The following is a 14,030-nucleotide window of genomic DNA, read 5'->3' on the forward strand; positions in this document are numbered from 1 at the left end:
TGCGTCCCCTGTCCGCAGTCGCACGCCGCCAAAATCTGACGACGGAATTCCTTCGAGTAAATCATCGATCACCTCCGGTGATCGCCTAGCCTACTCAACTCCCGCCGATCGCGCTACGGCAATTTGGGATGCGCTCTAGGTCGTGTCGCGACGGAACGATTGCGACGTGGAGCGTCTTACCGAGCCGATTTGCAAACGGCAATCTGCGAGCTTATAAAAGTGAGTGCATTTACCCTCGCATGCGAATGCGTGGCTGTCTCGTCCCCGCCTTTCGTCGCTCCAGCGACCAGTCCGATTTGCCTCCGCGATCCGCCCTTCGGAACGTTAGCTTATGAGCGAAGCCGCGATGCGCACCGATTCGCCTGCGACGTTGCTCGGCGAGAATCCTCGTCTGCGGCAGGTCCGCTTGCTCGTCGACGGCAACATGCGGCGCTGGAAACTCCTCACGCTGCTCGAAGGTTTCGGGTTCGCCGTTTCGATTCTGCTGGCATACCTGTTGGTGGTCGTGTGGCTCGACGATACCTTTCATCTCCCGCGTCTCGGCCGCATTCTTGCCGGGTCGGGCTTGTTGATCGGCTTGGCGGTTATCGCCGTCGGGCTCGTTCGTCGTCGCCGTCGGTTGCGGATGTCGGAAGATCAGGTTGCGCTGGCGATCGAGCGTCGCACGCAAGGCGGCTTGCAGAATCGATTGATCAATGCTCTGCAACTCGCTCGGACGACCGATGCGAGCTCGCTGGAGATTAGCCGCGCGGTGATCGAGGAGAACGTCGCGGGGATGCAGCGGCTCAAGTTGGAGCAAGCCGCGGCGTTGAGCCCGGCGTTGGTGCGCGTCGGCGTCGCCGGTTTGCTGGTCGTCGTTGCCGCAGGATTCTACTATCGGCAGCCCGGTCGGTTTACGAACTCCGCACAACGCATTTTGCTTCCGTTCGTCGATGTCGAGCCGATTTATCGTACGACTCTCAGCGTAACGCCCGGCGATATCGAAATAGCGGGAGATGTCGAGATTTCGATCGCTATCGAAGGGGTGCGACCGACCGAATTATTGCTCATGAACGAAAGCGCCGGGAAACGGTCGGACTCGACCATCCCCGTCCCGCCTCAAGGGGTCGTTCGTCATACGATCCGTGATGTGCGTCAAACGCAGCTCTACGCCGTTCGCGGCGGCGACTTCACTACTCCCTTCTATCGGATCACGGTCCCGACTCCTGCGAACGTCAGTCTGCTCACGGCACGATATCGGTATCCCGAGTACAGTGGCCTAGCCCCGCGGACGACCGAGAGCGCCGCCGGCGATCTCGAAGGCTTGAGCGGCACCGAGGTCGAGCTCACGTTCGACTTCGATTCGCCCTGCGCCGAAGCGACGATGTGCATCGAGCGTCGCTCCACAGCTGAGAAAAAGATAGACGACAAACGCTCGGCCCCGCCGGTCGAACGCCTCGCGCTCCGGAGTGTCTCGCCCGTTCGATTCACCGGCAAGCTCGTGTTGCGCGATCAAGCGGAGTATCGCGTCGAATCGCGTCGATCCGAGCGCGCACCGTTCGTCGGCCGAGCCTACCCGATTCGAATTCTTTCCGACATCGAGCCGCAACTCCAACTCACCGGCTTCGACGGCAAGTCCGAGACGACGATCGACGCGGTCTTGCCCTATCGCGCCGTCGCTTCCGACGACTGGGGCCTCACCGAAGTCGGGCTCTTTATTCGTCGGCTAGGTACGACCTCGCCGGCGACCGTCGCGACCGACTCGGCGACGAAACTCTCGGACGCGAAGGGGGCCACCGTCGCGAGCGGTCCCGCTTGGGAAAAGATCGAGCTCTGGTCGATCGACGGCAAGAAGGAGTTCGACCACGCCGGCGACCTCACGCTCTTGTCGCTGGCCGCCGCGGAAGGAGAACGGATCGAGCTCGCGCTTCGAGGCCGCGACCGCGACCCGGCGAAAGCCGAGCGCTGGACCGAAGGCACCGTTTATTCATTGAGCATCGGCGGCGATGCGGCGGCGTTACAGCTGCTCTACGAGCGCATCCTGCGTACCGAAACGGAGCTTAAGCAGGTGCTCGCCGAACAGCGGCGCATCCTCGTGCAAACCGTCGATTGGTTGCGCAAACTCGATGGCGAAGGGGGCCTCAAGTGGGACGACCCGAAGAACATCACGGCCCTGCATACCGGAGTCGGCGAGCTGACGAAGCAACAGGCCGCGCTGCGTGCCAAGAGCGGCGCCGCGGCCCGCGCGATGCCGACCGAAGCGGGGAGCCTCCAGATGTCGGTCGGGCTCTTGGCCGACACCGAGATGGTCCGCGCCGAGCGGATCTTCGAGAGCCTTCCTACGCGCGACCTCTTGCAAGCCAAACGCTCGGCGATCGCCGACGCGCAGCTGACCGAGCAGCGCACGATCGTGAGTTTACAACAGATCCTCGACGGCTATGCGACGTTTCGCTTCGAGTGGGAGCTCGATCACCTGACCGGCTTCGCGAAGATGCTCGCCGAGCGTCAAACGGCGCTGCACGAGACGTCGTTGATCAACGCGGCGCGTCCACGCGATAAGCCGAGCGAGCCGTGGCAAGCGTCGGCCGTCCGTCGCCAAGAAAAGCTCACGGAGCTCGTCGCGCTCGTCGAAACCGGCTTCATCGGTATCGGGGAGAAACTCGCGGATGCGGCGCCGGAAGGCAGCGATGCCTCGCTGGCGACGGCATTCACGACCGCCGGCGAAGCAGCAGGCGCGGGAGAACTGACCGCGGCGCTCGCCCAATCGGCCGAACTGTTGAAAGCCGGAAAATGGAACGACGCGGCCTCTCGGCAGCAGGTTGCCGCCGCCAAGCTAACGGCACTTCACGACGCGCTCCGCAAAGCGCAGGTCGACGCGGCGCAAGCGGCGCTGAAGGCTCTCGAAGAAATGGCGAAGGGCGACGTCGCCGCGCAGCAAGCAATCGAGAAACTCAAGGCCGGCACCGACAAACAGTTCGGCCTGTTGCCCGAGAAGATGCCGGTGAAAGACCTGATCGAGATGCGCGAGAAGCTCGACCTCGATAAAAAGGGAGGCCCGCAGGAGAAAACCGGCAAGGTTACCGACTACACGGTCAGCGCCAAAACGATCGAAAGCCTGAATCGGCCCGATGGCGGGAAGCGACAGGACTTCGACGTTCTCAAGCTCGGCGGCTCGAAAGGACAAAAAACGCCGAGCTACCCGGGAACGTCCGACACCGAATCGAACGTCGTCAACGCGCCGGTGCAAGAAGAATTGAAGGATCTCGTCGGCGCGCTGCTCGAAGAAGCCGATGAGATGCAAAAGAACTTCGAAACATCGACCCTCAACACGGCGTTCAACATCAATGAAGCCGGGGAGGTCGGCAAGCTCGGCGGCGATATGAACTCGTTCGCCGCCGCCGCCACGACCGGCAATAAGAAGCCCCCCACGCGCAACGTCGGCGGCGCATCGCGCTCCGGCCGTCGCGGAGCGCGAGCCCACGGCGTAGTCGTCGGCGATGAGTCGGTCAATCGGCGCGGGCGCGATCAGGTGCAGGAAGGCCAAGAGCGCGTCGCCGATCAGGCCGGGCTCATCAAAGAAACTATGAGCGGCGATCCGCAGAATGACACTTCGACCGGCGTGGGGGGCAAGCGCGTGCAGTCCGACGACACGAAGTTCAGCACGGCGAACGTCGGCAAATGGACCGACGACATGGCGAATCGGATGGGAAAGCCGCAGAACAAGAACTATATCGTCGAACGGCAGGACGGCCGGATGGATCCGCAAGTCGCCGAGATGCTGCGCGACATGACGAGCCGACACGAGCAGATCATCGAGCGCGTGAAGGCGATTCGGAAAGAGCTGAAGAACCTCTATCTTCCTACGGATCATCTCGACGCGATCCTCGCCGAGCTGCAAGGTCAGCTCGATCAACTCAAGGAGCGACCGACGGCCGAAGTGTTCCGTCTGCAGAACGAAACGCTCGATAAACTACGCGGCACGGTGCGTGTGTTCCAGCAGCCGGCCTCCGGCTTTCAGCCGAGCTTGCCGCGCGAGCAAGTCGTGCGCGGTCGTGTGTTGGACGACGCCGATCGCCCGCCGCCGCCGGAATACGCCGAGGCCATCAAACGCTACTACGAGCGGCTCAGCAGCGGCGCGGGTGCGAAACCGTGACCGGCGCTCGAATTCTTTTCATCGTGATGCTCCTGCCGGTGGCGTCGACTTCGCTCGACGGCCGCCCGACGCGCGCCCAATCGCCGGCTCTTTCGCCGATCGTGACGAAGCGCGAAGTGTCGCTGGTCGGCAAGCCCGGCACGCTTGACGTGCTGACCAAGGTGCCGGCCGCGTCGGCGTTCGTTTCGGTCGTCAGCGATACGTCCGGCGTGCTCGCTGTCGCTCATGCGCCGCAGCCGACCGTCACGAAGGCGATGCCGGGCGACTACGAGATCACGAACGATCCCGATGTGACGCTCTATCGGTTGGATGCGAAGGGAGAACTCGGCGCGACGACGTCGATTCGCCTGCCGCGTGCGCCGAAGCTCGCCGCGCGTCGGCACTACCCCCTCGCACTCGCGGCGCATCCCAAGCTGCCGCTCTTGTACGTTTGGCAAGATGTGATCGTGTCCGGCGAAGCATCCCCGGCGAAACCGGATCCGACCGACGATTTCGCCGGCGACGGGTTCCGGCATCTTCACGTGTACGATCTCTCGTCGCCCGAGCCTCGGCTCGTGCAAAGTGCGCTCGGCGGCGAGAGCTTCTCGCGCGGCAACTACGCCGCCGCGCTCGCTTTCGATCGCAATGCCGGCCGGCTGTTCCTCCCCAACCTGCAACGGCGCATTAAGACCGGCTTCGCGACGGCGATCGGCTACATCAAGCTCCGCGACGACGGCAAGCTGGTCGACGACTCGCCGGCGGCGGAGCCCGACGCCGCGAAGGTCTCGCTGTACGGCGAGTCGCCATGCGGGCTCGGTTTTCTCAATCTTTCCGATACGCGCACGATCGTCTGCGCAGGGCTCGGCCCCGCGACGTGGGACGAAGCGAATCGGCGCGGGCAATTGAGCGTGATGACGTTCTTTCCCACGGTGGGCGGCGGCTATCGCTACCGGATGGTTCAGCACCCGACTCTGCCGGTCTTGTTTCTCACCGGACTCGGCGGCAACTATGTCTTTCGTGTCGAGCACGTCGACGGCTTCATGACGATGTTCCCGCAGCGCGGCCTGCTTCCCGATGCGGTGCTCACCTCGCCGCCGGTGATCGTCGGCAAACGCCCGTTCGTGGCTTGCTACAGTTTGGGGGTCTTGCATCTGCTGGGGTTCGACGCCGAAGGGTATTTCAACGGCGAGCGAACAGACATTCCCTTGTCGACGCGCAAGGTCGAAGCGTTGGCGTACTCTGCGAAGTACGATCGGCTCTACGTGACGCATGAGGAGGCGAAGAAGTGACCCTCGCTCGACGACGCTTCCCGTACTTCTCGATGTTCGCGGCGCTTGCGTGCGCGGCGGCGTCGGCTTGCGCGGTCTCGGCGCGGACGATCGAGCTCACCGATTTCGATTGCGATCGCATGGCGGTCATCAGCCCGCAGATTCCGCTGTCGGGTTGGGCCGGCGCCGAGAACGTGCCGGGGCAGTTCACTTCGTCGCTCTTGGATCTCCAAGGACAGCGGGTGTTTCTCGTGCGGTATCCGCTCGATCGCATCCCGACCGGCCAGCGAATCGTGCGGGCCGAGTGGATCGTACCCGTCGATCTGATCGCCGGTGCCGGCGAAGCGAAGATTTATGTGCGGCGTGTGCTTGGCCCGTGGGGCAAGGGAGTGTGCTACGACTTCCGCACGCGCGTGCCGAAGCCGGTGCCGTGGGGACAAGCCGGCGCGAGGGGAGTAGCTACCGACCGGGCCGCGCAGCCCACGGCGATCGTTAGTGTCTCGGAAACCGCCGAGGTGACGATCAACGTCACGGAAGACGTGGAGCTTTGGAACACCGGCGCCGCGGAAAATCAGGGCTGGCTCATGACGGTCGAACATCCCACGGCTCTCGTCCGATTGGCTTCGCCCCTCTGGACCGGCGTAGGAAGGTACAAACTCCGGGTGACTTATGAACCGGAATAAGACACCGTCGATTTTCCTCGCGCTCGTCGTGCTCGCGCTGCTGCCGGGCCGAAGCACGGACGCTGCGCCGCCGAAGATCGAGCCGCCGCATAATCCGGTCGAGGCGATTCCGGCTGATGCGCCTACAGAGCTTGCGCCGTTTCGCTTGCGCTACGCGTTGCACATCGGCGGCGATCGGACGAAGTCGCCGGCGAAGTCGGTCATCGCCCATTTGCCGACCGGCGGTCGACTACGCAGCGACGCATCGGACCTCGCGGTCGTCGATGGGACCGGCGCGCGGTTGCCGGTGACCATCTTGTCGCACGACCCGCAGGGGACGACGCTCATCCAGTTTCCGCGCCGCGGCGATGCCGCTTGGTACTATGCCTTCGCGTCCGCACCGGAAGGGGCGACCTTGCCGCCGACGATCGCGCCTGAGGCGAAGGCCGTGCAGGAAGGATTGACGTTCGAGATTCGTCGCTGGGCCGGCGAAGAACTCGGCGACTGGGCGTTGGTGCGGGAAGGACTGACGTCGAGCAAGAACGTGATCGGCAACGGTCCGGTCGCGGAAGTAATCGAGAACTGCAACCCGATGCGGCCGAATGACCCGTCCAACTACGCCTCCTCGTATCGCGGATTCCTCAACATTCCGACCGACGGCACCTATCGCTTCTTCCTCAACGCGGAAGACGCGGCGTTTCTCTTCATCGACGGCTTCAAGGTGACCGAACGCACGGGGACCAACGCGCGGATCACCGGCGCGGTGAAGCTGCGCGAGATCGGCAACGACGTCGAGTTGAAGGCCGGCATTCATCCGTTCGAAGTCCATCATGTGATGGGGAACAATCCGACGGCGATCGGCTATTGCGCGCTCATGTGGGCGCCGCCCGAGGCGAAGACGTGGGCCTATGTGCCGCACGGCTTGTTCGTGCAGGCCGATTACGCGCGCGTGGCGGGCATCGATGAGTCGAAGCATACGGCAGCCGCGGCGTTCGTCTTCGGCATCGACGACACGCTCCGCTCCGGCGACGGCGAGCTCGTGTATCTCGTCGATTTCGCCGCGATCGGGCCGACGAAGCCGAAAGTCGTGCAGGATCCGAACTCGCTCGTGTGGGATTTCGGTGACGGAACGACGGGCCGCGGCGCGCGGCCGAGCCACGTTTACTTCCAAGGAGGCGACTATAACGTCACGCTCACCTCCGGCGGTCTGCCGCCGTATCGCGCGAACGTGCATATTTGGCCCGCGCCGGGGAACACGAGCCCGAGGTCGCTAGCGAAGACGCTCACGGCGCTGCGCAACTCGGAGTGGGAGAAGCTCGACGCCGAGCGCTTGAACCGGATGTTTCAGTTTCTGCTCGTCTGCGAGCAGGCCGATCGTTGGGTGCTGATCGACCGTGTGGCCGAAAAGCTGCTGGCGGAGCCGGGCCTGGAGCTCAAGCAAAAAGTCGTCATTCAACGGACGCGGATGGAATCGCTGGCGCATCAAGGCAAGGGGGACGAAGCGATCAAACTCGGCGAGAAGATTCTGACCGAGTTCGGTCGGGTGCCGAGCTTGCAGGTGGGGATTAAGCTCGAGACGGCGCAGATTTATCATCGGCATCTGAAGAAGTTCGACGACGCTGCCGCTCAATACGAAAAGATCGTGAATGAGAACCGGCGGGTCGAGCATCCCGACGTGCGCGTGGCGGCGATTCGTTGGGGGGATCTGTACGCGGAAACCGGCGATCTGCGCCGCGCCGGCGAATGTTATCGGATGGCGAACGCGCTCGGCGGGCAGGCCTTCGCGGAGTCGTCGCTGACCGGCGCCGTGACGCGCGGTGGATTGTTACGGATGGCCGAGCAACGTCTGAAGGCCGGCGACATCCAACAAACGCGGCATCTACTCGAACGGATCGAGCTCAATTATCCGGAAGAGAAACTCGAAGGGCTGTACCGCGTATTGCGCGCCGAAGCCGATCGCCGGACCGGACGCTATGAAGAAGCGCTGCGCAACTACGAAATTCTCTTGAAGCTCTCGCAATGGTCGGGCTTTCACGACCGCGCGCTGCATGGGATGGCCGACACCTACTTCCGGTTGAATGATTACGTGAAAGCGACGGAGTGGCTCGATCTGCTGGAGAAGTCGTATCCGAAGTTCTACGAGAAGCAGAAGCTCGCGGACTTTCGCAAGTTGGTGCGCGAACGCAAGGCCAGGGCCGAGGCTTTAGCGGCGCTGAAGCAAGGAGGCGCGGAGTTCGCCGATGTGTTGTGCGGCTTCGAGCCGGAAGAAAAGGAAGCCTGGGGGAAGCCGCTGTATTTTAAGGTCGGCGGCGGGCTCGGAATCGCCGGGCCGCACGTCGGCGTCGGGATCAACTTTCCGACGTACTACTCGTACTTCGACATGTCGCGCGAGATTCCGGTGTTGCCGGGCGGTGAGTACTGGATCGAGATGTGGTACCGCGAGACGCTGATGCCGATGAACATGGCGCCGCACCTGCACATGTACTTGCTCGACGAAAAGAAGTCGACGGACACGCTCCATCAAGGAACGAGCCAAGTCGAGCGAAGCTACAGCGGCTGGCGCAAGGTCGGCTTTCCGATGCAGGTGCCGCTCTCGGCCTCGAGCGGATCGGCGGCCTTTACGATCCGCCAAGTCGCCGGCGTGTTCGAGTTCGACGGGCTGGCGATCTACGCGGTTACCGATCAGCAAGCGGACGCGCTCAACAACTTCTTAAAGGGGGCCGACACGGAATGATCTCGCGGCCCATTCGCTTACATCCGTTTATCTTTGCGATCGCCTTGTCGATCGCTGTTTGTTCGACGACCGGCGCCGCGTTCGCGGTCGAACTCCACTCGAACGGGCTGGGCGGCGGTGAATGGAGCGATCCGCTTTCGTGGCGCGAGAAGGTGGCCCCGACGGCGGCCGACGACGTCGTGATCTCGCGCGGCGACGTCATCACGTTCGATCGCAATGACGACGGCAAGACGAGCTGCAACCGGATCTATATCGACCCCAACGGCTCGTTTGTCTTCAAGACCGGCGCGGGGCGGATCGTTTGTTGTCCGGCCGGGCAGGTGGAATCGTTCGGCGTAATTCTGATCGACGGCACCCGCAGCGCCGCCGACAAGTTCGAGCTACGGATGGTCGGCGCCACGGCCGACGAGCGCGTCGTCACGCTCTTGAAAGGCGGCAAGCTCACCATCAACGGCCGCCGCAATCTCGCGCACGGAAAGCACAACGTCGTTATCTCGACGGCAGTCGAGCCGGCAGTGAAGGACGCACCCGTCAAAGCGCCGATCGAAGCGACCGTCGCCGCGAAAGACGGCGCGAGCATCGACGCACAGCGGGCCGAAATCATGAACGTGCATCTCACGGCCAACGACATCGACAACACCGGTGCCGAAGTCGGTGAGCGGGTCAACCTCGTCGGTAACAGCTTCACCGGCGTCGCCCACATGTCGATCACGAGTTGCGACAGCCCGCTGATCGCCGATAATCGCTTCGAGCTGGCGGCCGGTCTTGCGTCGCCCCATTCGGCGATGTTCGTCAACGGCTGTTATTTGGCCGAGATTCGCGGCAACCTAGTCCGTGGCCGCTTCAGCTTCGGCATTCAAGCCCGATCGATGACCGATTCGACTCTTACCGATTGCGACTTCGAAGGGCAAGCTACCGGCGTTTATTGGTACGGCACCAACGGCATGCTCAAGGATCTGATGATTCGCAAATGCGATACCGGCCTTACCATGACATCGGCCTCGGGCGTCGTCGAAGACACTCTCGTCGAAGGGTGCAAGACCGGCTACTACCACGGCCCATCGACGGTGCAAATGACGAACGTCCGAATCGTCGACCTGCAGAAAGACGGCACGAGCGTCCTCTATTACAACGGTCCGCTGAAGCTCCTCAACTGCAATGTCACGGCCGAGCAAATCAAGACGGCCGGCACCGTCGACCGGAACACGCCCGACGGTTCGCCCCCGATCGAATGCTTGAACTTTTTGGTCGTCCGCCCCTCGGGCAAGTTGCCGCCGGGGACGCGCGTCGAAGTCGTCTCGGCGGACCGTGCTACGGCCGCCGCGAAGTCGCCGGCCGCCGCGCGAGCCGCCGACCCGAACGTACGCAACTCACCGTCCACGCTGCGCTCCGACGGGCTCACTCCGCTGCCGGACTCGCTTGAGCCGCTCATCGTCCGTTCCTGGTCGTTCGATGCGGCGATGAAGCCGATCGCGGCGCCGAGCTACGTTGTCCGCGTCTTGCTGCCGGCCGGCGATTCGAAGTCGGCCGCCGCAACGAAGCCGCTTGCGGAGCTGAAGGTCGCGCCGGATGCCTCTTGGTATCGCGAAGAACCGAACAAGCCGACGCCGACTCTCGAGGTGCCGATCCCATGAGCCGATTTATTCTTGCTTGGCTATTGATCTTCGGCCTGGCGGCTCCGCTCGTCGCGCAGACGCGCAGCGTCAACTTTCCGCCGGCCGAAAGCAAGCCACCCCCGCCGGCGAAGTCGCCTCCGAAGACGCAATCTTCGGGCGAAGAAACCGGCATTTTGCCCGACGCCGGTCCGACGATGCGCAAGACGCAAGATCGCGCGCCGCCGCCGCCGACCAACCTCACGGTCATGTACAAGCTCGAATACGGCACGACGCTCGAGTACGTCCATGAAGACGGCACCGTTCAGAAGTTCGAGCAGTGGAAGAGCTATCCCAACGACGGCTCGACCCTCATGTCGATGGTCAATCGGCGTTTGGCCGACGGCAACAACTATCAATACGCGACGAAGAAGCTCGCGAGCGAAGGGTTCGATCCGGTCGACATTCCGCTGTTGTTCATGGCCGGCGATTACGACTTCGTCTTCACCGATGCGGAAGTCGAGAATCTCCGCAAATTCATCCACGACGGCGGTACTATTCTCTTCAACGCGGCTCGCGGCCGCGACGAGTTTACGCAGGCCGTCGTGCGCGAGATGGGAAAGGTTTTCCCGCAGAAACGGTTCATGAAGCTCTCGCTCGACCATCCGGTCTTCAACGCGCGTTATCGGATTCAACAACTCCTCACGATGGTCAGCGGCGTGCAATTCATGCGGCCGCCCGAGGTCTACTCGATCGACATCGGTACCCGCGCCGCCGCCATTCTCGTGCCGACGGGCATGGGAGCCGCTTGGAGCGGCACGACCTATCACCCGCAAGGGAAGCATCTCGTCGGCGAGTCGGCTTCGCGTCTGGGCGTGAATCTCATCGGCTACGTGTTGGGAAGCACCGAGTATGGCCGGTTCCTCGCCCAGCAGTTTCCCGAATACGACGGACGGACGGCGAAGGGGGATATCTTCCGCTTCGCGGCCGTCGAATACTCGGGCAGTTGGAACGTCAATCCGGCGCTGCAGAACAGCGTCTTGCAGGGCTTAAAGGACAACACCGGTATCGACGTCGACTACGCTCCGGAAGCCGTGCCGCTCGACGATCCCGGCCTCGGCAACTTTCCGCTCGTCTGGATGACCGGTCACTACGACTTTCAACTTACGCCCGAAGAAGTCGCGAGCCTCACGCGCTACCTCAAGCAAGGGGGCATGCTGATGGCGACTGCGGCGGCGGGCCTGAAACCGTTCGATGCGGCGCTGCGTCGCGAGTTGAAGAAGGTCTTGCCCGACGCCGAGTTCGTGAAGCTCCCGCCGACTCATCCGCTCTTCGTCGGCGGTTGGAACGCCGTCGAAAAGATCGCCTACACGCCTGCCGCCTTGCGCGAAGACCCGTCGCTCGAGTATCCCGAGTTTTACGGCCTCTTCATCGCCGGCCGCTTGGCGGTCGTCTACACCCCGCTCGATCTGATGAGCGGCGTGAATCGCGAATCGAACGCCTACGCCAAGGGGGTGACCTCGGACGACGCGCTCCGGCTCGTTACGAATCTCATCACCTACGCCCTCAGTAATTGATTCCTTCCCGCTGTCATTTTTCCTCCGACGGACCTTCACCGTGCCCTCTGCCATCGAAACTCAGATCGCCGACCTGCAATCGCATTACCAGCGCATGCTCGACGAGTTCGCCAAGGTCGTCGTCGGCCAGCGCGACGTGCTCGAAGAGTTGCTCATCACCGTCTTCGCCGGCGGCCACAATCTCCTCGAAGGAGTGCCGGGCCTCGCCAAAACGTTGATGATCAACACGCTCGCTCAGCTGCTGAACTTAGAGTTCAAGCGCATCCAGTTCACGCCCGACTTGATGCCCTCGGACATCGTCGGCACCAACGTCATCGAAGAAGACCACACGACGGGCAAGCGGGTCACGGTGTTCGTCGCCGGCCCGATCTTTACCAATATCGTGCTTGCCGACGAAATCAACCGGACGCCGCCGAAGACGCAAGCCGCCTTGCTGCAGGCGATGCAAGAGAAGGAAGTGACCGCCGGCGGCAAGACCTACAAGCTCGAGAAGCCGTTCTTCGTGCTGGCGACGCAGAACCCGATCGATCAAGAAGGAACTTATCCGCTGCCGGAAGCGCAGAAGGATCGGTTTTTGATGAACACGCTGATCAAGTATCCGCAACTGGCCGACGAAGAGGCGATCGTCGAACGGACTACGGCGAACGACGCCGGTAGCGTGCAGCCGATTTGCGATCGGACGAAGTTGCTTGAGTTCCAACGCTTGGTTCGCGATATTCCCGTGTCGAAGCATGTGACCGGTTATGCGGTCGATCTCGTCCGCGCGACGCGCCCGAACGAGCCCGGCGTGCCGAAGTTCGTGAGCGAGCAGATCGGCTGGGGCGCGGGGCCGCGGGCGAGCCAAGCTTTAATTCTCTGCGCCAAGACCTATGCCGCGGTCCATGGCCGCGTGAACGTTTCTTGCGACGACATCCGCAAACTCGTCCTCCCGGTCTTGCGACACCGCATCCTGTGCAGCTTCGCCGCCGAAGCCGAAGGAATCACGACGGATCACATCGTGCGACGATTGATCGAAGAAGTACCGGAAAGGGCGGATCGCTAATGTCGTCCGACTCGGCATCCGCCGGTTCCTCTTCTTGGCTGCCGCGCCTTGGTCCTCAGGCTCGCGGTATCTTTGCCAAGCTGCGCCGCGCGCTCGGCGAGAGTGCCGGCGGGGTTACGCAAGCCGAGGCGATGACGACCTTCGATCCGCAGCGCTACTTCGACCCGGCTATTTTGGCCAAGGTCGGGTTTTCGCCGTTGTTGGCGCGTGTGGTCGTCGAGGGTTTCATCAACGGCTTGCACAAGAGCCCGTTTCACGGCTTCTCGGTCGAGTTCGCCGATCATCGCGAGTATGTGCCGGGCGACGACTTGAAGTTCCTCGATTGGCATCTCTATGCCCGAACCGACCACTACTACATTAAGCGCTTCGAGGAAGAGACGAATCTCCGCTGCACGATCTTGCTCGATCGTTCGGCGTCGATGGGGTTCGGGACCGGCAAGTTGACGAAGTGGGACTACTCGTGCTTTCTGGCTTCTTGCTTGGCTTATCTCATGTTGCGCCAACAAGACGCCGCAGGCCTGGCGTTGTTCGGCGCCGCGCCGGGCCTCGTCGTGCAGCCTCGCTGCCGACGAACGCACCTCCGGCAATTGATGAAGGCGATGATGGACCATGCCCCCTCGGGCACGACGAACGTATCGCTTAGTCTCCAAGCAATCTCACAGCGATTGAAGCGCCGCGGCCTCGTGGTCGTGATCAGCGACTTGATCGACGAGCCGGAAGCAACACTCCGCGCACTGCGGATGCTCTCGAGCCGCCGGCACGACGTCGTCGTCTTCCACGTGCAAGATGCGGCCGAGACGAGCTTTCCCTTCGAAGGGGCGGCGTTGTTCCAAGATCTCGAAACCGGCGAAGAGATCGAGATCGATCCCGTCTCGGTGCGGAAAAGCTATCTCGAACGCATGCAGGCCCTTACGGCATTCTATCGCAAGGGGCTTAACGAAATGGGCGCCGATTACCACCTGATCGACACGACACAACCGTACGAGCAGGCCTTGTCGGCCTACTTGAACCGCCGCACGAAAATCCGCAAGTAAGAACGCTTCG

8 protein-coding genes are annotated in these 14,030 nt (G+C 62.7%); all 8 read left to right on the top strand.

Translation table 11 applies throughout. The annotated features are described in order from the left end of the window. Positions 1 to 331: 331 nt before the first annotated feature. The 8 genes from K8U03_13925 (at position 332) to K8U03_13960 (ending at position 14,020) form a co-directional block, all read left to right on the top strand. Complete coding sequence (locus K8U03_13925; GenBank protein ID MCE9605989.1) at positions 332 to 4,132, top strand: hypothetical protein; 3,801 nt, start codon at positions 332 to 334, stop codon at positions 4,130 to 4,132. After that, complete coding sequence (locus K8U03_13930) at positions 4,129 to 5,400, top strand: hypothetical protein (GenBank protein MCE9605990.1); 1,272 nt, start codon at positions 4,129 to 4,131, stop codon at positions 5,398 to 5,400. Before K8U03_13925 ends, K8U03_13930 begins: the two co-directional genes overlap by 4 nt. Beyond that, positions 5,397 to 6,062 (top strand): hypothetical protein, encoded by a 666-nt coding sequence (locus tag K8U03_13935; GenBank protein MCE9605991.1) that lies wholly within the window; start codon positions 5,397 to 5,399, stop codon positions 6,060 to 6,062. Before K8U03_13930 ends, K8U03_13935 begins: the two co-directional genes overlap by 4 nt. A gap of 814 nt (positions 6,063 to 6,876) precedes the next feature. Further along, positions 6,877 to 8,775, top strand: coding sequence for a PKD domain-containing protein (locus K8U03_13940; protein MCE9605992.1), 1,899 nt, complete (start codon positions 6,877 to 6,879; stop codon positions 8,773 to 8,775). A gap of 44 nt (positions 8,776 to 8,819) precedes the next feature. Then, on the top strand, positions 8,820 to 10,409 hold the full coding sequence (locus K8U03_13945) for a right-handed parallel beta-helix repeat-containing protein (protein MCE9605993.1): 1,590 nt from the start codon (positions 8,820 to 8,822) through the stop codon (positions 10,407 to 10,409). Beyond that, positions 10,406 to 11,944 carry a DUF4159 domain-containing protein gene (locus K8U03_13950; protein MCE9605994.1) on the top strand — a complete coding sequence of 513 codons (1,539 nt, stop codon included), beginning with the start codon at positions 10,406 to 10,408 and terminating at the stop codon, positions 11,942 to 11,944. Before K8U03_13945 ends, K8U03_13950 begins: the two co-directional genes overlap by 4 nt. 94 nt (positions 11,945 to 12,038) lie before the next feature. Beyond that, positions 12,039 to 12,986: a MoxR family ATPase gene (locus tag K8U03_13955; protein MCE9605995.1), complete on the top strand. Its 948-nt coding sequence runs from the start codon at positions 12,039 to 12,041 to the stop codon at positions 12,984 to 12,986. Then, positions 12,986 to 14,020, top strand: coding sequence for a DUF58 domain-containing protein (locus K8U03_13960; GenBank protein ID MCE9605996.1), 1,035 nt, complete (start codon positions 12,986 to 12,988; stop codon positions 14,018 to 14,020). Before K8U03_13955 ends, K8U03_13960 begins: the two co-directional genes overlap by 1 nt. Positions 14,021 to 14,030: the final 10 nt, after the last annotated feature.

Source organism: Planctomycetia bacterium, from assembly GCA_021413845.1.
Classification (GTDB): Bacteria; Planctomycetota; Planctomycetia; order Pirellulales; family PNKZ01; genus PNKZ01.

Coding starts and splice junctions, on each gene's coding strand:
- K8U03_13950 (MCE9605994.1), top strand. CDS start 10,406: ATGAGCCGATTTATTCTTGCTTGGCTATTGATCTTCGGCCTGGCGGCT.
- K8U03_13940 (MCE9605992.1), top strand. CDS start 6,877: ATGGGGAACAATCCGACGGCGATCGGCTATTGCGCGCTCATGTGGGCG.
- K8U03_13960 (MCE9605996.1), top strand. CDS start 12,986: ATGTCGTCCGACTCGGCATCCGCCGGTTCCTCTTCTTGGCTGCCGCGC.
- K8U03_13925 (MCE9605989.1), top strand. CDS start 332: ATGAGCGAAGCCGCGATGCGCACCGATTCGCCTGCGACGTTGCTCGGC.
- K8U03_13955 (MCE9605995.1), top strand. CDS start 12,039: ATGCTCGACGAGTTCGCCAAGGTCGTCGTCGGCCAGCGCGACGTGCTC.